The organism is Ornithinimicrobium sp. F0845, assembly GCF_023015765.1.
Taxonomy (GTDB): Bacteria; Actinomycetota; Actinomycetes; order Actinomycetales; family Dermatophilaceae; genus Ornithinicoccus.
Window position 1 is genome coordinate 23,667 of record NZ_JALKAL010000002.1, and the last position, 20,020, is coordinate 43,686.

Consider the following 20,020-nt stretch of genomic DNA (forward strand, 5'->3'; position numbering starts at 1 on the left):
GCGCCGGGTCAGTGACTGGGTGCGCCGGGTGTGCGGATGTGCCGGGATGGTCAGGCTTGGGCGTCGACGGCACCGCCGTAGCGCCGGTCGCGGGAGGCGTAGGTCTCGATGGCCTGCCACAGGTGCCGCCGGTCGTAGTCGGGCCACAACGTGTCCTGGAAGACCATCTCGGCATAGGCGCTCTGCCAGAGCAGGAAGTTGGAGGTGCGCTGCTCCCCCGAGCTGCGCACGAACAGGTCCACGTCGGGCACCTCCGGGTGGTAGAGGTAGCGCCCGATGGTCCGCTCGTCGATCCCCCGCGGGGACAGCCGCCCGTCACGCACGTCCTCCCCGATGCGCCGCACCGCGTCGGCGATCTCGGCGCGACCGCCGTAGTTGACGCAGAAGTTCAGCGTGATGACGTCGTTGTCGCGGGTGCGCTCCTGGGCGTGCTGCAGCTCGGAGATCACCGACTTCCACAACCTGGGTGTGCGGCCCGACCAGACCACCCGCACCCCCCAGCTGTCCAGCTCGTCGCGGCGTCGGTGGATCACGTCGCGGTTGAAGCCCATCAGGAAGCGCACCTCGTCGGGGCTGCGGCGCCAGTTCTCCGTCGAGAAGGCGTAGGCCGAGATGCACTTCACACCGATCTCTATCCCACCGGCGATGACGTCGAGCAGGCTCGCCTCCCCCGCCTCATGCCCCTGCGTCCGCTTCAGACCACGCTGGTTGGCCCACCGGCCGTTGCCGTCCATGACCAGCGCCACGTGCCGTGGGACGAGCTCAGGCAGTATGACGGGCGGCCGGGCGCCGCTGGGATGCGGAAAGGGGGCGACGGGCTGGCGACGCCGCGCCATCAGACCCGCTCCACCAGGCGCAGCGAGCGCACGCCACGCTCCAGGTGCCAGTGCACGTGTGCCGAGGCCAGCTTGCTGGCCTCCATGCGGTGGCGGGGCTCGCTGCCGTCGGCGACCTCCCAGTCGCCGGTGAGCAGCGCCGCCATCAGCTCCAGGGTCTGTGGCGCCGGCGCGGCGGACCCGGGCGGACGGCATACTGGACAGACGGCCCCGCCGGTGGCGACGTCGAAGGCCCGGTGCGGGCCCTCCGCGCCGCAGCGGGCACAGTCGTGGAAGCTGGCCGCCCAGCCGGCGATGGCCATGGCGCGCAGCAGGTAGGAGTCCAGCACCAGCCCCGGCTCGTGCACGCCGCCGGCCAAGGAGCTCAGTGCCCCGGCGAGCAGCACGAACTGCTGGACCGCGGGCTCCCCCTCCTCGGTCAGGCGGTCGCAGGTCTCGAGCATCGCGTTGGCCGCCGTCCACGACCCGTAGTCGCGGGCGATCGGCTCGCCGTAGGAGGCCAGCGACTCGGCCTGGGTGATGGTGTCCAGGTTGCGGCCCTCGTAGCACTGCAGGTCCACCACCATGCCCGGCTCGAGCCGCGCGCCGAACTTGGACTTGGTGCGGCGCACCCCCTTGGCGACCGCCCGGATCTTGCCGCGCCCGCGACTGAGCAGCGTGACGATGCGATCAGCCTCGCCCAGCTTGTGGGTGCGCAGGACGATCGCGGCGTCCCGATAGAGCGGCATGCCCCCAGTCTCCCACCCGCCACCGACGAACACCCCCACCGACCGCGCCGTGTTGCGCGCCACCCCACCGAGCACGCCGTGTCGCCGCGTCTTCGAGCGCCCTGGTGTTCCTCGGGCTGGCTACAGTCGGCCCGAGGAACCGGGAGGCGCCCGAAGACGTCGGGCGGGCGGAAGCCTTGCGATAGTGCAACACCTGTTCTACTCTCGAACACATGTCCGTCGCACTCCAAGGTTCCCTCCTCGACCAGATCGACGAGATCGGCCTCCGTACGTTGCGGGGCGCCGTCCAGCGCACCGAGCTCAGCGACGGCGCCTGGCTCGACGTCCGACCCGGGTGGGTGACTGGCTCCGACGAGCTCTTCACCCGGTTGGCGCTCGGCGGCTCGGCCGGGGTCGAGTGGCGCGGCGAACGGCGCGTGATGTGGGAGCAGGAGGTCAACACCCCTCGGCTACTCCGGTTCTATGCCGAGGACGAGCAGCTGCCGGATCCGGTGCTCACGCGGGCTCGCGAGGACCTCAGCGCCTACTACCGCCCCGAGCTGGGTGAGCCGTTCCGCACCGCCGGGATGTGTCTCTACCGCGACGGCCGCGACAGCGTCGCCTGGCACGGCGACCGGTTTGGCCGGGGGAGCACGCAGGACACGATGGTCGCGATCGTCTCGATCGGGGCACCCCGTGCGCTCCTGCTGCGCCCCAACGGTGGCGGCGCCGGGCGCACGGTCCGGAGGGTGATCGGCCACGGCGACCTGCTCGTGATGGGCGGGTCGTGCCAGCGCACCTGGGAGCACGCCGTGCCCAAGACAGCCAAGCCTGTCGGCCCGCGGATCAGCATCCAGTTCCGGCCCCGTGGCGTGCGTTGAGGGCACACCACCGCGGACGGTGTGCGACGGCCATCGAGCCAGCGGGCAGACCGATCGGCCATCAGCCGGGCCTCTCACTACGAGGCAAAATACCGGACGATTCAGACGGCGCGCGGACTCCGGGCACGCACCGTGGAGGCGCGCGGGCAGATCAGGCGTGCGTCAGGTCTGCAGCAGGGCGCGCACCTCAGCGGCAGACTCGGCCCGGAGTGCCCGGGCGGCCAGGTCCTGCAGGTCGACCAGGCGTGCTCGTCGCAGGACGTCCTTGACGGCAGGCACCGCCGCCGCTGCGGCGCTGAGCTCGGAGACACCGAGCCCCACGAGCAGCAGTGCGAGGTCGGGGTCGCTGGCCGCGTCGCCGCAGAGACAGACCTGGACCCCGTCGGCCACGCCGGTGACCGTGTCGTGGATCAGCTGCAGCACCGCGGGGTCGGCCGCATCGGCCAGGTCTCCCAGCGCAGGATTGCCCCGCTCGGCGGCCAGGGTGTACTGCACCAGGTCGTTGCTGCCCACGCTCACGAAGTCCAGCAGGGTCGTCAGGGCCTCCGGCCGCAGGGCCGCCGCCGGCACCTCGATCATGATGCCGACCTCGAGGCCGTCGGGCCGTCCGTCCGGCAGGCGGCCGGCAGCCTCATCCAGCCGGGCCAACGCCCAGTCCACCTCATCGACCGTGGCCACCATCGGGAACATCACCCGCACCGGCTGCTCGCGCGCCACGCGGCAGATCGCCTCCAGCTGGTCAACCAGCGGCCGGGGGTCGTCGCGGAAGGCCCGCAGACCCCGGACTCCGAGGAAGGGGTTGGCCTCAGGCTCCTGCGGGTGGAACGGCAGCGGCTTGTCACCGCCGACGTCCCAGGTCCGGATCGTGATCGTGCCACCGGCCAGTTGCTCGGCGATGCGCTCGAAGGCGGCCACCTGCTCCGCGACGGTCGGTGCGGTGGACCGGTCTCCGAAGAGTGCCTCGGTGCGGACCAACCCGGACCCGTCCGCGCCCGAGCGGGCCGCGAGGCTCGCATCGGCCACGCTGGCGACGTTGGCCTTGACCAGCACGTGGTGCCCGTCGAGGGTGATCGCTGGCTCTCCGGCCGCAGCCATCATCCGGTCCCGGGCCTCGGCCCGTTCGGCGAGGAGGGCCTCGAACTCAGAGCGCACACCAGGGTCCGGGTCGACCACGAGCCGCCCCGATCTCACGTCGAGGGCGACCAGGGTCCCCTCCTTCACGTCCCGCGCCGGCGCGGCACCGGTGAGCACCGGCAGGCCGCGTGCCCGGGCGAGCAGCACCCCGTGCGCCGTGGCAGCACCTCCCAGCGTGATGACACCGAGCGTCTCGCTCGGGTCGAGGAGCACCGCGGTGGCCGGGTCGAGCTCCCGCACGACGAGCACACCCGGCCCGTGCGCCCCGTCAGCCTCCGCCCCGCCGAGGGCTCGTAGCAGCCGCTCCCCCACGCTGGTGACGTCCTCACCCCGCGCCCGCTGATAGCTGTCGGCCAGCCCCTCGAACTGGGCCCGCAGCTCGGTGGTCCTCGTCAGGACTGCCTGTGGAGCGGCCTGACCAGCGAGTATGCCGTCACGCACCGGGTTCTGGAAGGCCGGGTCCTCAAGGATGGCCAGGTGGGCGTCGAAGACGCCCGCCTCGCCGGGCCCGAGTCGGGCCGTCGCCCGGTCAATGAGATCGGCCAGCTCGCCCCGGGAGCGGGTGACCGCCTCGTCCAGCGCCCGGAGCTCGGCCTCCACATCCCCGGCCCGGTAGTCCACCAGGGAAGCGGTGGCGTCCCCCCGGACCACGGGGCCCATGGCGGCTTCCAGCCCGAAGGTGGGTCCCTTCTCTGGCGGCCTGGAGATCTCACGGCTCCCAGATCGCGGCCCGGCCCCGGAGGTGGTCGCGCCGGAGGTGGCCGTGCCCGAGGTGGTCGCGCCGGAGGTGGCCGCTCCCGGCTGGGCCACGGCCAGTGCTGGGTCCGCCAGGTCTCCGAAGCCCGTGCCGGCGAGAGCACTCAGCTCCTGCAACAGGTCGGCCGCAGTTGCGCCCGCGGCGGTGACCTCGATCGTGTGCCCCTCCCGCGCGTCCAGGGTGGCCAGTCCCGTGAGGCTCCGTCCGTCGACCGGCCCCGACCCGGTGTCCAGGTTGCACACGCGCACCTCCACACCGTGGTGGGCGCCGACCGTCCGCACGAACCGCGCGGCCGGTCGTGCGTGCAGCCCGTGCGGTGCGGTCACCGCCAGCTCCACCACATGCTCGTCGTGGGTTCGCTCGCCGCCCACCGACTCTGGTCGTGGTTCCGCAGGAGCGCCGTCAGCGCCTTCCTCAGGGCCGCCCTTCCCAGTGCCCCCGTCGCCATGACCCAGGTGCTGGGTCTTGGCGGTCAGGCCTTGCTCGGCCTCGGCTGCGGCGCTCCCCAGGTCCGCCCCGGCACCGGCCGCGACCGCTGCCCCCACCAGACCCTCGACCAGGGGGGCGCTGGACAGCCGCACCCGTCCGGCCAGCTCGGGGTCGAGGAACTCCAGGGCCATCTCGGCAGACAGCACCGCGCTCCCCAGGTCGAGCAGTACGAGCACCCCGTCGCCGCTGTCCGCCTCGCTGATCGCCTCGGAGACAGCCGCGGCGTCCGTGCCGAAGGTCTTATCGTCCAGCCCGGCTGCCACCTTGATGACCGGTCGGTTCTCGGGGTCGGTCATCTCCGAGGCCAGGGCCACCGCGGCATCCGCCAGGGCACTGCTGTGGCTCACCACGACGATGCCGATCATGACCAGACCTCCTCAACGCACCGGGGTGCGAACCACGACGACACTGGGTGGGAGACCTGAACGTCAGGCGAGGGTGCGGGCGGCGGACTCGAGCAGCAACGTCGAGCTCGTCGCGCCCGGGTCGATGTGCCCACGGCTGCGCTCACCCAGATAGCTCGCGCGTCCCTTACGGGCGACCAGTCCCTCGGTCTCGTCCCGACCCTTGGCGGCGGCCTCGGCGGCCGCCGCGAGCGCACCCGCCAGGTCGGAGCCGGAACCGGCGGCTGTGTCGAACGCCTCCAGCGCAGGCGCCCACGCGTCATACATCGTCTTGTCGCCGACCTCGGCCTTGCCGCGGGCGAGGATGCCCTCGACCCCGGCCCGCAGCCCCTTCCCGACCTCCTCGACGCCGGCGTCCTCCACCTCGGCGAAGGCCCCAGCCATCCGCAGGAAGAAGGTGCCGTAGAGCGGGCCACTGGCCCCGCCGACGTTGCTCACCAGGATCATCCCGACCTTCTTGAGGTAGGTGTCGATCCCGGTGAACTCCTCGGCCCCGGCCAGCTCGGCCGCTCGGGTCATGCCGCGCCTCATGTTGCTGCCGTGGTCCGCGTCGCCGATCGCACGGTCGAGGTCGGTCAGGTAGTCGGCCTGCTCGGTGACCGTCGCGGCGTAGTCCGCGATCCACGAGGTGAAGGCCTGCAGGTTCGCCACCCTCACACCCCCCAGCGCAGGCCCGGGGTGTTCACGGGGGCGTCCCACAGCCCCACGAGGTCGTCGTCCGCCTTGAGCACGGTCACCGAGCAGCCGGCCATCTCCAGACTGGTGATGTAGTTGCCGACCAGACACCGGGCCACGGTGACGCCGGACTTCTCCAGGATCGCGGCGACCTCGGCATACATCAGGTAGAGCTCGATGAGTGGGGTGCCGCCCATCCCGTTCATCATGACGATCGCGCCGGCGTCGCCGGTGAAGTCCAGGTCTGCCAGGATCGGCTCCACGAGCATCGCGGCGACGTCCTTGGCCGGCGCCAGGGGCAGCCGTTGCCGGCCGGGCTCGCCGTGGATGCCGATGCCGACCTCCATCTCGTCCTCGGCGAGGTCGAAGGTCGGCTTGCCCGCAGCGGGCACCGTGCAGGAGGTCAGCGCCATGCCCATCGACCGGCCGTTGCCGTTGACCTTGTGGGCCAGCTCGGCGCACTCGGCGAGCGAGCGGCCCTCCTCGGCGGCCGCACCGACGATCTTCTCCAGGAGCACGGTCGTCCCGACCCCGCGTCGACCCGCGGTGTAGAGGGAGTCCTGGACGGCGACGTCGTCGTCGACCACCACGGACTGCACCTCGGTGCCCGCCTCGGCGGCCGCCATCTCCGCGGCCATCTCGAAGTTCATCACGTCGCCGGTGTAGTTCTTCACGATGTGGAGCACGCCTGCGCCGCCGTCGACCTCCTTGGTCGCAGCCATCATCTGGTCCGGCACGGGCGAGGTGAAGACCTCACCGGCGCAGGCCGCGTCGAGCATGCCGAGACCGACGAGGCCACCGTGCATGGGTTCGTGCCCGGACCCGCCACCGGAGATCAGCCCGACCTTGCCCTGCCTGATCGGGTCCTTGCGGTAGACGACCTTGTGCTCGAGGTCCACCCGGAGCCGGTCGGGGTGGGCTGCGGCCATTCCACGAAGCGCCTCGACGACGACGTCGGCGGGGTCGTTGATGAGTTTCTTCATGCGCACAGCCAACCACCGAACGCGCTGGCCCACCAGAGGAAACGCCCGTGAACTACTCCGACATGCCGGCGGTCAGCGGTGTCAGGGTGTAGCTCACCTGGTCGCCGTCCACCTCGGTGGCCTCGATCCTGAAGCGGTCGATCGCCTCGGCCTCGCCGGTGATGACCACCTCGCAGATCAGGATCGCGCCCACCTCGGGCGGCAGCCCGCCCGGGCAGTCGACCGACTCCAGCTCAAAGCCCTGGATCTCGGCCTGCTCCGCGATGCTGTCCTCGATGTCACCGGCAGAGACCTCCCGGCTGCACCCGCTGGCCAGCAGCACGACCGCCCCCAGGCTCGCCAGGACCATGCCCTTCCTGACCGTGCCCATCGCACACTCCCCTCCGTCGGTGTCCCTGTGTAGGAGCCAGGATAGCCGTGCGCGGGGTTCAGAAGCCGAGCCGCTGCAGCTGCTTGGGGTCCCGCTGCCAGTCCTTGGCGACCTTGACGTGCAGGTCCAGGAAGACCTTGTGGCCGATGATCCGCTCGATGCCGACCCGCGCCTGGGCGCCGACCTCGCGCAGCCGCGACCCGCCCCTGCCGATGATGATCGCCTTCTGGCTGGGCCGTTCGACGAAGATGTGCACCCGCACGTCGGTCAGCGGTCGGTCGATCGGCCGCTCCGCACGGGGCACGACCTCGTCGACGACGACCGCGAGGGAGTGCGGCAGCTCGTCACGCACTCCCTCGAGCGCGGCCTCGCGCACGAGCTCGGCGATCATGACGACCGTCGGCTCGTCGGTCAGGACGTCGTCGGGGTACAGCTTCGGGGAGGCCGGCAGGTAGGAGGCCAGCACCTCGGCGACCTCCTCGACCTGGTCGCCCCGGGCGGCCGAGCACGGCACGATCGCGTCCCAGGTGCCGAGCTGGTCGATCGCGATGAGGTGCTCGGCGAGCCGCTGCTTGTCGACCGTGTCCGACTTGGTCGCGAGCGCGACGACCGGCACCCGCTTGGCTCGCTGCAGGTCGGCCAGGTCGCGGGCGATGAAGGCGTCGCCCGGCCCCGGTCGCTGGTCGGACGGCAGGCAGAAGCCGATGACGTCGACGTCCAGCAGCGTCTCGCGCACCAGGTCGTTGAGGCGTTGTCCGAGCAGCGTGCGGGGCCGGTGCAGCCCGGGGGTGTCCACGAGGATCAGCTGGTAGTCCTCGGTCGTGCGGATCCCCCGGATGGCGTGGCGGGTGGTCTGCGGCCTGCTGGAGGTGATGGCGACCTTGGAGCCCACGAGGGCGTTGGTCAGGGTCGACTTGCCGGCGTTGGGGCGGCCGACGACACAGGCAAACCCCGCCCGGTATGCCGAGGGGCCGGTCGGTTGGACCACCTCACCTGAGCCGGGGTCGGGCTGGGCGCCTGCGGGCTGGGTCTGGCTCACTCGTCACCCTCCGGCTCTGCCTCGGTGCCCGGTGCGACGGGCTGCGCACCGGCGTCTTCGTCCTCGACCTCACTGACCAGGACCGTGGCCACCCGCCGTCGCCGGCCGGCCATGCGCTCGGCGGTCAGACGCAGCCCGGCCACCTCGGTCGAGGACCCGACGATCGGGACCATACCGATCGTGGCGGCCAGCAGGCCACCGACGGAGTCGACGTCCTCGGTCTCGATCTCGGTGCCGAACATCTCGGCCAGGTCGTCGACGGGCATGGTGGCGGGCACCCGCACGGTGCCGTCCTCCAGCGTCTCGATCTCGACGACGTCGCGGTCGTACTCGTCGGTGATCTCACCGACGATCTCCTCCACGATGTCCTCGATGGTGATCAACCCGGCGGTCCCGCCGTACTCGTCGATGACGATCGCGATGTGGTTGCGGTCCCGCTGCATATCGCGCAGCAGCCCGTCGACGGACTTGGACTCGGGGACCCGCTGGACCGCACGCATGAGCTCGGTGACCGGCTCCTGGCTGTTGTCCGCGTTGGCGTTGACGGCCCGGGCGACGTCCTTGAAGTAGAGGATGCCCAGGACGTCGTCGGTGCCCTCGCCGATCACCGGGACCCGACTGAAGCCGGAGCGCAGGAAGAGCGACATCGCCTGGCGCAGCACCTTGTCCTGCCGGATGGAGACCATGTCGGGTCGCGGGACCATGACCTCGCGTGCGACGGTGTCGCCCAGCTCGAAGATGGAGTGGATCATCTCCCGCTCCCCGGCCTCGATGACCGCGCTCTCCCCCGCGAGGTCGAGCAGGTCGCGCAGCTCGGACTCGCTGGCGAACGGCCCCTCGGCATACCCCCGCCCCGGGGTGACGGCGTTGCCGAAGAGGACGAGGAGCTGCGCCAGGGGCCCGAGCAGGATGCGCAGCACCCGGATGATCGGGGCCGCCATCAGCGCGACCTTCTCCACGTGCTGCCGCCCGAGGGTCCGCGGCGACACCCCGACGACGACGAAGGTGATGACGGTCATGATGCCGACGGCGATGAGCGCGGTGCGCCAGTGGCTGTCCGTCTGGGTGTCCACCGCCACGGTCACCACGACGGCGGCCACCGCCTCGGCCAGGGCCTTGGTGAAAGCCGCGACGGCCAGGTAGGGCGCCGGCCCGGAGACGATCCGCAACAGCGCGTCGGAGCCGCGCAGACCCTCCTCCTGCAACTGCTCGGCACGGTGCCGCGACACCCGCAGCAGTGCGGTCTCGCTCGCCGACAGGAGGAAGGCGACAAGGGTCGCCACGATGGCGACGATGATCAGGGTGGTCACGGTTCCCTCGTGCTCAGTGCTCGCCCCGGGCGTCCGGCGCCGCGGTGGTCGTGCGGCCCCGCTGGGCCAGGTAGGTCAGCAGCAGGGTGCGCTGCAGGTCGAACATCTCCCGCTCCTCGGCCGGCTCGGCGTGGTCGAAGCCGAGCAGGTGCAGGATCCCGTGTGTGGTCAGCAGCAGGATCTCGTCCTCGACGCTGTGCCCCGCGCCGGCCGCCTGCTTGCGGGCGACCGACGGGCACAGCACGACATCACCGAGCACGCCCTCGGGGGTCTCGGAGTCCGACCCCGGCCGCAGCTCGTCCATCGGGAAGCTCATGACGTCCGTCGGCCCCGGCAGGTCCATCCACTGGACGTGCAGGGCCGCCATCGCCTCCTCGTCGACCAGGGTGATGGCCAGCTCGGTGCGCGGGTGCACCCGCAGCTGGTCGAGCACGTGCCGCGCCAGGTCGTGCAGCTCCTGCTCGGCGACGGGCGAGGGCACCTCCCCGGACTCGTTGAGGACCTCGATGCTCACTGCTCACCAGCCGGAGTATGTCGGGTGGTCGCCTCGTCCGTGTCGTCCCGTCCGCGCCCGCCGAGCCGGTCGTGGGGCGTGTTGCGGTCGTGGGAGCCGGGCCGGTCACGGCGGCGGCGCGACTCGTCGTGCTTGCCGTAGGCCTCGACGATCGAGCTGACCAGCCGGTGCCGCACGACGTCGGCGGAGGTCAGCGTCGCGAAGTAGATGTCTTCCACGCCTGCCAGGATGTCCCGCACCACCCGAAGCCCCGAGCTGGTGCCGGTGGGCAGATCCACCTGGGTGACGTCGCCGGTGACCACCATCTTGGAGCCGAAACCGAGCCGGGTGAGGAACATCTTCATCTGCTCGGCCGAGGTGTTCTGCGCCTCGTCCAAGATGATGAACGCGTCGTTCAAGGTGTTGTGCGTGACCAGGAAGTCGTCAGTGACGTAGAGCGAGTCGTCGGCGGCGACCCGGATGCACACCGTCTCCTGAATGCCCACCGGTTCGATCCGATCGACGAAGCGCATCGGCCGCCCGCCGGTTCTGGCCTCATAGGTCTCGCGCTTGTGCGCCAGTCGGAACGGGGGTACCCCGGGAGGTAGGCGGATGTCGACCACGAACGCGTCGTGGCGATAGGGCACGGGCCTACCCTTGGCGCGCCCGGGTTGGCGCCCCTCCGCTGGACGGGTCCGGCAGTATGCCGTCCCCCCGAGTGAGCGCACGAGGAACACCACGTCATCGCGAAGGCGGGGCGAGACCGTCGCGTAGTGCACGCGACACGTGCGACCTGCTTGCGTGACCGGTCCTCCATCGGTGTCCAGGAGCCCCTGGAGGACGGCAAGTCGCACCGCGAAGGAGTTCACGAGGTACTCCTCAGGTACGAACTTCGTCTGGGACCGCGTGCCAGCAAGGCCGAGGTCGCGCAGCACCTCGGTGACGGGATTGGCGACGATCACGCCTCCGCGCCCACGCCCGGCACGGTTGAGCACATAGTCGCACCCGCCCTTGTGGCGCACCTCGATCCCGTCGATGACGTCCTCCAGCGCCTCAGCCAACTCTGGGGTCGTCGTGCTGAAGGTTGGCGTCGTCGTGGCCGTGATGCACGCGTCCCCAAGGAGGAGGCCGAGTGCGTAGGGGTCCAGCGGCACCGGCCGCGGAGTCAGCTCGGGGGGACTCATCATCGGCAGCTCAAAGCGCCGGCCGTAAACAGCTCGCAGGCGACCGTCCATGTCGCTGGTCTGCACCACGCGGGTGCGGCCGCGCCGCTTGTCGGACGCGGTCTCCACCCGCCAGAGGTGCTCACCGCACGCGAGGGTCGAGGCACCGTCCTGGGTCGAGACACGGTAGACCTCGCGCGGTCCCTGCGGGTAGACCCCCAGCACCGGGGTCGGGCCTCCGTCGGAGCCGATCACCAGGTCCCCGACCCGCAGGGATCCGATATCCCGGAACCCGTCCGGAGTGAGCACCTGCGCGTCGAGGGGCTGGGCCCGACCCCGCATGTAGGCCAACGGCGCGACCTCGACGGTGCCGGAGGCCATGAGGCGCGGGATCGAGTCGGGGTCGACCATGTCGTGCAGGGCGTCGTAGAGCGGGCGCAGGTAGGGGTCGATCTTGTCGTTGAGGGTGCCGGGCAGGAAGCCGAGCCGCTCCCCGGCCTCGACGGCTGGCCGGGTCAGGATGATGCGGTTGACCTGCTTGGCCTGCAGCGCGGCGACCGCCTTGGCCATCGCCAGGTAGGTCTTGCCGGTGCCCGCCGGGCCGATGCCGAAGACGATGGTGTGCTTGTCGATCGCATCGACGTAGTGCTTCTGGTGCAGCGTCTTGGGGCGGATCGTGCGACCGCGGTTGCTGATGATGTTCATCGTCAGCACGTCGGCCGGACGCTCCGCGGACGCGCTGCGCAGCATGCCGATGGAGCGCTCGACAGCATCGCGGTTGAGCGGTTGGCCCGCGGCGACGATCACCACGAGCTCGTCGATGAGGCGCTCGATGATCGCCACGTCCCCCGACGGTCCGGCGAGCCGGAACTCGTTGCCGCGCACCATGACGTCCACGTGCGGGAAGGAGCGCTCGACGGTCCGCAGCAGCTCGTCACGCGGCCCCAGCAGGGCGGCCATCGAGGTCTCGGGCGGGATCACCACCGTGTGCATCGGCGCGCGCGCTGCCCCCTCGCGCCCGGTGGTCTCGGTCAGGTCGGTGTCCTGGGGTTCCTCGGAGGACCCCGGATGGTCAGGCTCTGTCATCAGGTGGACGAGTCTAGCCGCGCCCGGCCGCGACCGGCCCGAGGTTTTGCCCACCCAGCACGTGGACGTGCACGTGGAAGACCTCTTGTCCGGCATCCGGCCCCACGTTGCTCACTACCCGGTAGCCGCTCTCGTCGATGCCCTCGAGGCGGGCGACCTCCCCGGCCGCCGTGAACAGCTCGGCCACGCTGTCCGCGTCCTCCGCGGACATCTGGGCCAGCGTGTCCTGGTGTGCCTTGGGGATCACCAGCACGTGCACGTTCGCTCGCGGGGTGATGTCCCGGAACGCCAGGACCGTGTCGGTCTCGTGGACCGTGTCGTTGGGGATCTCCCCCGCCACGATCTTGCAGAAGAGGCAGTCGCTCGCAGTCGCCATGAGGATCACGTTAGCGGCCTCTCACCGAGCCGCGCAGGCCCGACCCTCCTATCCTGGTGGTGTGGCATGGCTCCACGTCGTCATCGACGTCCCGGCACGGCTACACGCGCCGGGTGCCCGGTTCTGGTCCGCCGCCCTCGGCTGGTCTCCCGGTCCGCCCTGGGACGGGCACCCGGAGCTGAGCAGTCTGCAACCCTCCCGCGGCGACTCCTACGTCCACCTGCAGCAGATCCACGGTGCACCACGCATCCACGTCGACGTCGCGTCGAAGGATCCTGAGGCCACTGTCACCGCCGCCGTGGCCGCGGGGTCAGAGGTCCGCAACAGGTCGCAGACCTGGGTGTTCCTGTTCTCCCCCGGTGGTCTGCCTTTCTGCGTCGTCACCTCGCGTCCTCGTCGTGCCCCCGAGCCGACCACCTGGCCGGACGGACACCGCTCCCGCCTGGTCCAGGTGTGCATCGACTCGCCTGTCGCCAGGCACGAGGACGAGGTCGCCTTCTGGCGGGGTCTGCTGGGCGGTCGCTGGGTCCCTTCCTCCAGCCAGGAGTTTGCCGGGAAGTGGCACGATGACGCGGGCTCCCCGCTGCAGCTGCTCTTCCAGCGCCTGGACGAACCCGACGGGCCGGTGCGCGCGCACCTGGACCTCGGGACCGACGGGCAGCCCGAGGAGGTCCGGCGTCTCGTGGAGTTGGGCGCTGTCGACCTCGGCGCTGGCCACGGTGGCTGGCACGTGCTCCGGGATCCGGTCGGCCTGGAGTTCTGCGTCACCACGAACGCACCGGACCAGAGCCACCACCGCCATCTGGACTGACGACTGATCCATCTCGGGCGGACGCGACCCGACCCGGCAAGGCCACCGTCATCCGACCCGACCCGGCATGGCCACCGTCATCCGGCCGGACCGCGGCTCAGGCCGGACGGGACCGGGCCGACGTGGCCACCGCCGCCGTGCCCGCCAGCACCGAGGCCACGGCCACGGCGAGGAACGCACTCTGCTGCGACCCGGCATACAGGGCGGTGAAGACGGCGCCGACGGCGGCGAGCGCCACCGCCGAGGCGAGCGCCTCGCTGACCTGCAGGGAGGATGAGTTGCGACCCAGCACCTCGGGCGGGGACAGCCGCATGGTCAGCAGGGACGTGGTGGGGTAGGCCACGCCGACACCCGTCTGGGTGATGCCCCAGATCACCAGCACCGTCCAGCCGGGCCACGCGAGGGCGATCGCGGCGCACAGCAGACCGGTGCCCACCAGGATGATGCAGCAGCCGATGACCATCACGCGCACCCGATCGACCGTGTCACGGAGGCGACCCTGCAGCCACGAGCCGCCGGCCCAGGTCACGGCGCCGACGGCCAGGGCGGCCCCCGCCTCGGCGGGGCTGTAGCCGTGCAGGTCCTGCAGCAGGAGCGGCAGGTAGGCCTCGCTGGCCATGAACGACGCGCCGATCGCCCCACGGGCCGAGATCACCGACGGCAGCCCCCGGCCGAGGGTGAACGTGCCCGGTGGCAGCAGGCGCCAGGCGGCGACGGCCAGGGCGATGGCGAACGGCACGCCGATAAGGACGTCGCGGGCCGAGATCTGCTCGCCACCGAGGTTCAGCACCCCGACGCTCAGCGCAGCGACGACGGCCCACAGGATGGTCGCCACCCCGAGGTAGGGCGCGTCCTCACTGGGCTCGGTGCGGCCGAGTGCCGGCAGGAGCACCGCCATACTGACCAGGACGAGCGGGATGACGCTGAGGAACACCCAGCGCCAGCCCGCGTGCTCGACGAGGAAGCCGGTGAGCACCGGGCCCACGAGTCCGGGCACCACCCACGCGGCGGCGAGCAGCGAGAACATCCGGGGGCGGAGCTGGTCGGGGATGCCCTGGGCGATGACGACATAGATCGCGACGATGGCCATGCCGCTGCCGAGCCCCTGCAGACCCCGGGCCGCGACGAACAGCTCCATGGTGGTGCTGAGGCCTGCGCCGAGGAGACCCACGGCGAAGATCGTGGCCCCCGCGACCAGGACCGTTCGTGGCCCGGACCGGTCCGACCACCAGCCGCCGAGGATCATCCCGATGACGCTGGCCGCGATGGTCGCGCCGAAGGCGAGGGCATAGAGCCCCAGCCCGTCCAGGGCCCGGGCGACCGTGGGCATGGCGGTGCCGACGGCGATGTACTCGACCGCGAACAGCGAGATCAGGGCCGTCGTGCCGATGGAGACCGGACGGTGCTCCGGGGAGAGCAGCGTCGGTCCGGGCAGTTCGGTGGGAGCGGCGCTCAGGCCCATCGGGACCGGCCGCTGAGCAGGGCGATCGCGGCCGCTCCGGCGGTCGAGGTGCGCAGCACGGTGCCGCCCAGCCGGACGGTGCGGGCGCCGGCCTCCACGAACGCCTCGGTCTCCTCGGGGCTGATGCCGCCCTCCGGACCCACGATCAGGAGCACCTCACCGGTCTCGGGCAGGTCGACGGAGGCCAGTGGCTCGGTGGCCTCCTCGTGCAGCACGAGGGCCAAGTCCGCAGCGCGCACCCGCTCGACCACAGCGGCCCGGCCTGCGAGCTCAGCCACGGCGGGCACCCGTGCCCGGCGGGCCTGTTTGGTGGCGGCCTGCACGGTGCGCTCCCACTTGGCGTGGCCCTTGGCGGCACGCTCACCCCGCCACACCACGACGCTACGAGCAGCCGCCCACGGGACGACCTCGTCCACGCCGAGCTCCGTGCCGACCTCGATGGCCAGCAGGTCGCGGTCGCCCTTGGCCAGGGCCTGCACGAGGGTGAACCGGGGCTCCGGCTGCGGCTCGTCGGTGACCTGCTCGATCGTCACGTCCAGTGCACCGCGGCCCACCGAGCTGACCCTGCCCCTGGCCGTCCGGCCGGAGCCGTCCGCGACCATCAGCTCTTCGCCCGTGCCGAGCCGCGTGACGGTCGCGGCGTGGCGACCCTCTGGTCCGTCGAGGCGCACCTGGTCGCCGGTCGACACGGCGGCCAGGGTTCCGGCCGCGACGAAGAACAGCGGCGCGCTCACCTCGGTGAGAAGGCTTCCTTGAGCTTGCCGAACAGACCGGAGTTGGCCGGGGCCATCCGACCCTCCGGGCGCGACTCGCCACGAGACTCCGCGAACTGCGCCAGCAGCTCGCGCTGGCTCTCGTCGAGCTTGGTCGGCACCCGCACGTCCAGGTGGACGATCAGGTCGCCTCGCCCCGTGCCGCGCAGGTGCGTGACCCCCTGGCCCGCCAGGGTGATGGTGTCCTGTGGCTGGCTCCCCGGCCGCAGGTCGACCTCGGTGGGACCGTCGAAGGTCTCGACGGTGAGCGTCGCGCCGAGCGCGGCGGCGGTCATCGGCACCTGGACCGAGCAGTGCAGGTCGTCGCCGCGTCGCCGGAACGTCTCGTGGGGTCGCACCGCGATCTCGACGTAGAGGTCGCCGGGCGCTCCGCCACCCGGGCCGACCTCGCCCTCGCCGGAGAGCTGGATGCGGGTGCCGGAGTCGACACCACCGGGCACCTTGAGGGTCAGGTCGCGACGGGCGCGCACCCGACCCTCGCCGGCGCAGTCGACGCACGGCTGCTCGATCAGCTCGCCGTAGCCGCGGCACTCGGGGCACGGACGGGTCGTCATGACCTGGCCGAGGAAGGAGCGCTGCACGGACTGGATCTCGCCGCGGCCCGTGCAGGTGGGGCAGGTGCGCGTGCCGGTGCCCGGCTGGCTGCCCGACCCCGAGCACGTCGCGCAGCGGGTGGCGGTGTCGATGACCACCGTCTCCTGGCCCCCGAAGACCGCCGTGCGCAGATCGATGTCCAGGCGCACGAGCGCGTCCTGCCCCCGCTGGGTGCGTGACCGGGGTCCCCGGCCACCACCTGCGGCGGCGCCCCCGAAGAAGGCATCCATGATGTCGGTGAAGCTGAAACCCTGGCCGAAGCTCTGGGTCGCCCCGGCATACGGGTCCTGGCCGCGGTCATAGGCCGCGCGCTTGGTCGGGTCGGAGAGGACGTCGTAGGCCTGGCTCACCTTCTTGAACTGCGCCTCGGCCTCCGGGCCCGGGTTCACGTCAGGGTGCAGCTTGCGGGCCTGCTTGTGATAGGCCCGCTTGATGTCCTGCGGGGTCGCCTCACGGGACACACCCAGGTCACCGTAGTAGTCGTTCACTCAAAACCTCTCTAGCTGTCCAGGATCTCGGACACGTAGTGCGCGACCGCCCGCACCGACGCCATCGTCGTCGGGTAGTCCATCCGCGTCGGGCCGATCACGCCCATGCCGCCGGCACTGCCGTAGGTCGTGGCGACCACCGACGTGGAACGGAGACCCTCGTAGGGGTTCTCCGCACCGATGCTCACGGCCACGGAGTCCTCATCGAGGAAACCGCTCATGCTGGACATCAACTTCAACAGCACCACATGTTCTTCCAGTGCCTCCAGCACGGGCCCGATGGAGCGGGGGAAGTCGGTGACCACACGCGCGAGGTTGGCCGTCCCGGCCAGGACCACGCGCTCCTCAGTCTGCGCCAGGAGGGCGTCCCCGAGCGAATCGACCACGGCCGCCGCGACAGCCTGGTTGTCGGGCGTCATCCGGTCCATCGCGCTGTGGAGGAGCGCGGGCACGTCGGGCAGCGGCTGACCGGTGGCCTCGGCGTTGAGCATCGCGCGCACGTCCTGGAGCACCTGCTCCCCCGCCTGGTCCGTCATGTCGCGGCCAACGTCGACCACCCGCTGCTCGACGCGACCGGTGTTGACGATGAGCACGACCATCACGCGGCTGCCGCCCACGGACACCAGCTCGATGTGGCGGACCGTGGACCTGGTCAGGGAGGGGTACTGCATGACCGCGACCTGGTTGGTCAGCGAGGCCAGCAGCCGGACGGAGCGGCCGACGACGTCGTCCAGGTCGACGGCGCCGGCGAGGAACTCCTCGATCGCCCGGCGCTCGGCCCTGGTCATCGGCTTCATCGTGGCAAGACGATCGACGAACACCCGGTAGCCGGCATCGGTCGGCACCCGGCCCGCGCTGGTGTGGGGCGCGGCGATCAGTCCCTCCTCCTCGAGCTGGGACATGTCGTTGCGCACCGTCGCGGCGGACACTCCGAGCTGGTGCCGCTCGAGGAGCGCCTTGGAACCGACCGGCTCGGAGGTGCGGACATAGTCCTGGACGATCGCGCGCAGCACGTGGAGCCGTCGCTCGTCACCGCTCATGCCCGTCACTCTCCTTCACCGGCGTGGCACTCTCTGCACTCTGGCACTCTGCTGGGTCGAGTGCCAGTCTACGTCGTGTCGCCAGCACTTCGCCTGGGCAGGATCGTGCAGGCCCCGGGCGCACGCGGTGTCGCGAGCGGTGTGAACCTCAACTCCGCACGCGGTGTCGCGAAGCGGTGTGAGGTTCGCGACACGCCGCCTCCGGAGTTGGGTCCGGAGGCGGTGGTGCCGCTACAAATGATGTGGTTGCCCCTGCCTGGTATGAGCCTGCAGGGACCCCGGCTTGTGGAGAGCCGTCACAGATGAGGTGTGGGCCCCTCGCAAAGTATGAGTTTGCGAGGGGCCCACGGTGTGTCCGGCATGATGCTCCGAACGACCAGACAAGGAGTCGATGGCTCGCGCCACTGCATCACCAGTGGTGGTCACCGGGACGAACCCGGATCGCGAATCCACGACGAAGCCTTGCGGTCAGCTCCTCGTTTCCGAGGTGCGTAGGACAGTTCTAGCCCGGTTCGGTGACGAACACAAGGGGTCCGGGCAAAAAACTTCGGAAACTTCACCCGCCCCCGGCGTGTCGCGCCACGCACTGCCAAGAAGTGTGCCTCGAAGCTCCCCGCCCAGGGCCGACTCCCGCCGGGTCGGCGGGTCTCCCCGACCGTGACGGCACTCTTTCCTACCCTTGCCCGGTGAGCGACCGATACGGCACCGACGTCCTGTCCGGCGACTGGCGCGCCCCGCGCGGGGGGCGGGCCGTCCCGACCGAGGCCGAGACCGGCCTCGTGGTCGAGGACGTGCAGACGGGCTACGTCGGGGCGGTCACCGCCGTGGAGAAGGCCGGCGGGATGCAGGTCGTGCACCTGGAGGACCGGCACGGTCGACGCAGGGGATTCCCGCTCGGCCCGGGCTTCCTGGTCGACGGGCGCCCCGTCATACTGACTCCTCCGACTGCCGCAGCGCGGCAGGCACTGGCGCAGGCGCGCGCAGCAGCGTCCCGGACCGCCAGCGGCTCGCGCGCGGTCGCCGACGCACCGGCCAGGGTGGCGGCCGGGTCCCGGATCTTCGTGGAGGGCCGGCACGATGCCGAGCTGGTCGAGAAGATCTGGGGTGCTGACCTGCGGGTCGAGGGCGTGGTCGTCGAGCTGCTCGAGGGCGTGGACGACCTCTCTGCCGTAATCCGGGACTTCGCACCGTCGAAGGATCGTCGCATGGGCGTGCTCGTCGACCACCTGGTCCCCGGGACCAAGGAGGATCGGATCGTCCGCGCCGCCGAGCGGCTGCCCCAGTCGCGGTGGGTGCGGATCCTCGGCCACCCCTACGTCGATGTGTGGCAGTCCGTGCGCCCGGCCCGGCTGGGTCTGGCCGCCTGGCCGGTCATCGAGCGGGGGCGCCCGTGGAAGCAGTCAGTGCTGGCCGAGCTCGGCTGGGCCCATCGCACCCAGGCCGATGTTGCGAGAGGATGGAAACAGATCCTGGGTTCCGTGCGTTCCTACAGTGATCTCGAACCCTCGCTGCTGGCCAGCGTGGAGGAGCTGATCGACTTCGTCACCGTCCCCCAGGAGGACTGAAATGACCGACAACCCACAGTGGCAGCCGGGTCAGCCCCCACCGCCCCCGCCGGGCGAGTCCGGGCAGCAGCACCCCGGCCAGCAGTATGGCGGCCAGCCGGTTCAGTCCGCCGGTTCCACGCCGCAGGGTGGCTGGCAGGGACAGCCGCAGGACGGCTGGCAGAGCCAGCAGGCCTACCAGAGCCAGCAGGCGTACCAGAGCCAGCAGCCTGACGGTGACGAGCGCACCTGGATGGTCCTGGCGCACCTGTCGGCGCCGATCGCGCTCATCCTGAGCGCGGGCTGGCTCTCGATGGTCGGACCACTCATTGTGTGGTTGCTGAAGAAGGACACCAGCCCACGGGTCCGCCAGGCCGCCGCGGGCGCCTTCAACTTCAACATCTCCTTTTGGCTGATGGCCGTCGTCGGCTGGATCTGCTTCTTCACCATCATCCTGATCCCGGTCGCGATCATCCTCTGGATCATCGTCTTCATCGTGGCCGCCTACTCCCACCTACGGGGCGCCTGGCTGGCCTCCAAGGGCGAGGTCTACAACTACCCGTTCCAGGTCCGCGTCCTGAGCTGACCGCCTGGGACCAGGCATC

Annotated in this window: 18 protein-coding genes and 3 pseudogenes; 4 read left to right on the forward strand and 17 right to left on the reverse strand. The window is 71.0% G+C overall.

Annotation, left to right across the window (positions count from 1 at the left end):
• Positions 1–50: 50 nt before the first annotated feature.
• On the reverse strand, positions 51–836 hold the full coding sequence (locus tag MWU75_RS03340) for an isoprenyl transferase (protein WP_247088164.1): 786 nt from the start codon (positions 834–836) through the stop codon (positions 51–53).
• A complete protein-coding gene (recO, locus tag MWU75_RS03345; RefSeq protein ID WP_247088165.1) occupies positions 836–1,564 on the reverse strand; it encodes a DNA repair protein RecO in 729 nt (242 codons plus the stop codon). Before recO ends, MWU75_RS03340 begins: the two co-directional genes overlap by 1 nt.
• Positions 1,565–1,776: 212 nt before the next feature.
• Between recO and MWU75_RS03350 the strand changes: the two genes are divergently transcribed.
• Positions 1,777–2,424: an alpha-ketoglutarate-dependent dioxygenase AlkB gene (locus MWU75_RS03350; RefSeq protein WP_247088167.1), complete on the forward strand. Its 648-nt coding sequence runs from the start codon at positions 1,777–1,779 to the stop codon at positions 2,422–2,424.
• 162 nt (positions 2,425–2,586) lie between these two features.
• Here the strand turns inward: MWU75_RS03350 and ptsP are convergent, their stop codons facing one another.
• The 11 genes and pseudogenes from ptsP to MWU75_RS03405 all read right to left on the reverse strand — a co-directional run bounded on the left by ptsP (position 2,587) and on the right by MWU75_RS03405 (position 12,703).
• Positions 2,587–5,169 carry a phosphoenolpyruvate--protein phosphotransferase gene (gene ptsP, locus MWU75_RS03355; protein WP_247088169.1) on the reverse strand — a complete coding sequence of 861 codons (2,583 nt, stop codon included), beginning with the start codon at positions 5,167–5,169 and terminating at the stop codon, positions 2,587–2,589.
• Positions 5,170–5,232: 63 nt separating this feature from the next.
• Positions 5,233–5,859, reverse strand: a complete 627-nt coding sequence (gene dhaL / locus MWU75_RS03360; RefSeq protein ID WP_247088170.1) for a dihydroxyacetone kinase subunit DhaL — start codon at positions 5,857–5,859, stop codon at positions 5,233–5,235.
• A 2-nt stretch (positions 5,860–5,861) separates the two neighbouring features.
• The gene (dhaK, locus tag MWU75_RS03365) at positions 5,862–6,866 is read right to left on the reverse strand and encodes a dihydroxyacetone kinase subunit DhaK (protein ID WP_247088172.1); all 1,005 of its coding nucleotides are present in this window, start codon (positions 6,864–6,866) and stop codon (positions 5,862–5,864) included.
• A 52-nt stretch (positions 6,867–6,918) separates the two neighbouring features.
• Positions 6,919–7,236: a DUF4333 domain-containing protein gene (locus MWU75_RS03370; RefSeq protein WP_247088173.1), complete on the reverse strand. Its 318-nt coding sequence runs from the start codon at positions 7,234–7,236 to the stop codon at positions 6,919–6,921.
• 58 nt (positions 7,237–7,294) lie between these two features.
• Complete coding sequence (era, locus tag MWU75_RS03375) at positions 7,295–8,224, reverse strand: GTPase Era (RefSeq protein WP_247088846.1); 930 nt, start codon at positions 8,222–8,224, stop codon at positions 7,295–7,297.
• Between the two features lie 47 nt (positions 8,225–8,271).
• Positions 8,272–9,585, reverse strand: a complete 1,314-nt coding sequence (locus MWU75_RS03380) for a hemolysin family protein (protein ID WP_247088174.1) — start codon at positions 9,583–9,585, stop codon at positions 8,272–8,274.
• Between the two features lie 13 nt (positions 9,586–9,598).
• A complete protein-coding gene (gene ybeY / locus MWU75_RS03385; protein ID WP_247088175.1) occupies positions 9,599–10,099 on the reverse strand; it encodes an rRNA maturation RNase YbeY in 501 nt (166 codons plus the stop codon).
• Positions 10,096–10,500: pseudogene (locus tag MWU75_RS03390) on the reverse strand (PhoH family protein); the annotation flags it as partial. The gene ybeY and the pseudogene MWU75_RS03390, both read right to left, overlap by 4 nt.
• A 267-nt stretch (positions 10,501–10,767) precedes the next feature.
• Positions 10,768–11,583, reverse strand: a pseudogene (locus tag MWU75_RS20185) (LAGLIDADG family homing endonuclease); the annotation flags it as partial.
• A pseudogene (locus tag MWU75_RS03400) lies at positions 11,572–12,234 on the reverse strand (PhoH family protein); the annotation flags it as partial. The pseudogenes MWU75_RS20185 and MWU75_RS03400, both read right to left, overlap by 12 nt.
• 106 nt (positions 12,235–12,340) lie before the next feature.
• The gene (locus MWU75_RS03405) at positions 12,341–12,703 is read right to left on the reverse strand and encodes a histidine triad nucleotide-binding protein (RefSeq protein ID WP_247088176.1); all 363 of its coding nucleotides are present in this window, start codon (positions 12,701–12,703) and stop codon (positions 12,341–12,343) included.
• A gap of 61 nt (positions 12,704–12,764) precedes the next feature.
• Between MWU75_RS03405 and MWU75_RS03410 the strand changes: the two genes are divergently transcribed.
• Positions 12,765–13,514, forward strand: a complete 750-nt coding sequence (locus tag MWU75_RS03410) for a VOC family protein (RefSeq protein ID WP_247088177.1) — start codon at positions 12,765–12,767, stop codon at positions 13,512–13,514.
• Between the two features lie 97 nt (positions 13,515–13,611).
• On the opposite strand, the gene MWU75_RS03415 is transcribed toward MWU75_RS03410, so the two are convergent.
• Genes MWU75_RS03415 through hrcA form a run of 4 tightly spaced genes read right to left on the reverse strand, consistent with a single transcriptional unit; the run spans position 13,612 to position 17,871 of the window.
• Positions 13,612–14,976: an MFS transporter gene (locus tag MWU75_RS03415; protein WP_247088178.1), complete on the reverse strand. Its 1,365-nt coding sequence runs from the start codon at positions 14,974–14,976 to the stop codon at positions 13,612–13,614.
• Entirely contained in the window at positions 14,967–15,710 is a 744-nt protein-coding gene (locus tag MWU75_RS03420) for a 16S rRNA (uracil(1498)-N(3))-methyltransferase (RefSeq protein WP_247088180.1), read from the reverse strand. The genes MWU75_RS03415 and MWU75_RS03420 overlap by 10 nt, the downstream gene beginning before the upstream one ends.
• Positions 15,707–16,831, reverse strand: a complete 1,125-nt coding sequence (gene dnaJ, locus MWU75_RS03425; protein ID WP_247088181.1) for a molecular chaperone DnaJ — start codon at positions 16,829–16,831, stop codon at positions 15,707–15,709. The genes MWU75_RS03420 and dnaJ overlap by 4 nt, the downstream gene beginning before the upstream one ends.
• 11 nt (positions 16,832–16,842) lie before the next feature.
• Positions 16,843–17,871 (reverse strand): heat-inducible transcriptional repressor HrcA, encoded by a 1,029-nt coding sequence (hrcA, locus tag MWU75_RS03430; protein ID WP_247088183.1) that lies wholly within the window; start codon positions 17,869–17,871, stop codon positions 16,843–16,845.
• Positions 17,872–18,557: 686 nt separating this feature from the next.
• Here hrcA and MWU75_RS03435 point away from each other — a divergent pair.
• Together MWU75_RS03435 and MWU75_RS03440 are read left to right on the forward strand one after the other, a co-directional pair.
• A complete protein-coding gene (locus MWU75_RS03435) occupies positions 18,558–19,436 on the forward strand; it encodes a DUF3097 family protein (RefSeq protein WP_247088184.1) in 879 nt (292 codons plus the stop codon).
• 1 nt (position 19,437) lies between these two features.
• Positions 19,438–20,001, forward strand: a complete 564-nt coding sequence (locus tag MWU75_RS03440; protein ID WP_247088185.1) for a DUF4870 domain-containing protein — start codon at positions 19,438–19,440, stop codon at positions 19,999–20,001.
• Positions 20,002–20,020: the final 19 nt, after the last annotated feature.

Coding starts and splice junctions, on each gene's coding strand:
- hrcA (WP_247088183.1), bottom strand. CDS start 17,871: ATGAGCGGTGACGAGCGACGGCTCCACGTGCTGCGCGCGATCGTCCAG.
- MWU75_RS03350 (WP_247088167.1), top strand. CDS start 1,777: ATGTCCGTCGCACTCCAAGGTTCCCTCCTCGACCAGATCGACGAGATC.
- MWU75_RS03370 (WP_247088173.1), bottom strand. CDS start 7,236: ATGGGCACGGTCAGGAAGGGCATGGTCCTGGCGAGCCTGGGGGCGGTC.
- dhaK (WP_247088172.1), bottom strand. CDS start 6,866: ATGAAGAAACTCATCAACGACCCCGCCGACGTCGTCGTCGAGGCGCTT.
- MWU75_RS03440 (WP_247088185.1), top strand. CDS start 19,438: ATGACCGACAACCCACAGTGGCAGCCGGGTCAGCCCCCACCGCCCCCG.
- ptsP (WP_247088169.1), bottom strand. CDS start 5,169: ATGATCGGCATCGTCGTGGTGAGCCACAGCAGTGCCCTGGCGGATGCC.
- MWU75_RS03405 (WP_247088176.1), bottom strand. CDS start 12,703: ATGGCGACTGCGAGCGACTGCCTCTTCTGCAAGATCGTGGCGGGGGAG.
- MWU75_RS03340 (WP_247088164.1), bottom strand. CDS start 836: ATGGCGCGGCGTCGCCAGCCCGTCGCCCCCTTTCCGCATCCCAGCGGC.
- MWU75_RS03415 (WP_247088178.1), bottom strand. CDS start 14,976: ATGGGCCTGAGCGCCGCTCCCACCGAACTGCCCGGACCGACGCTGCTC.
- recO (WP_247088165.1), bottom strand. CDS start 1,564: ATGCCGCTCTATCGGGACGCCGCGATCGTCCTGCGCACCCACAAGCTG.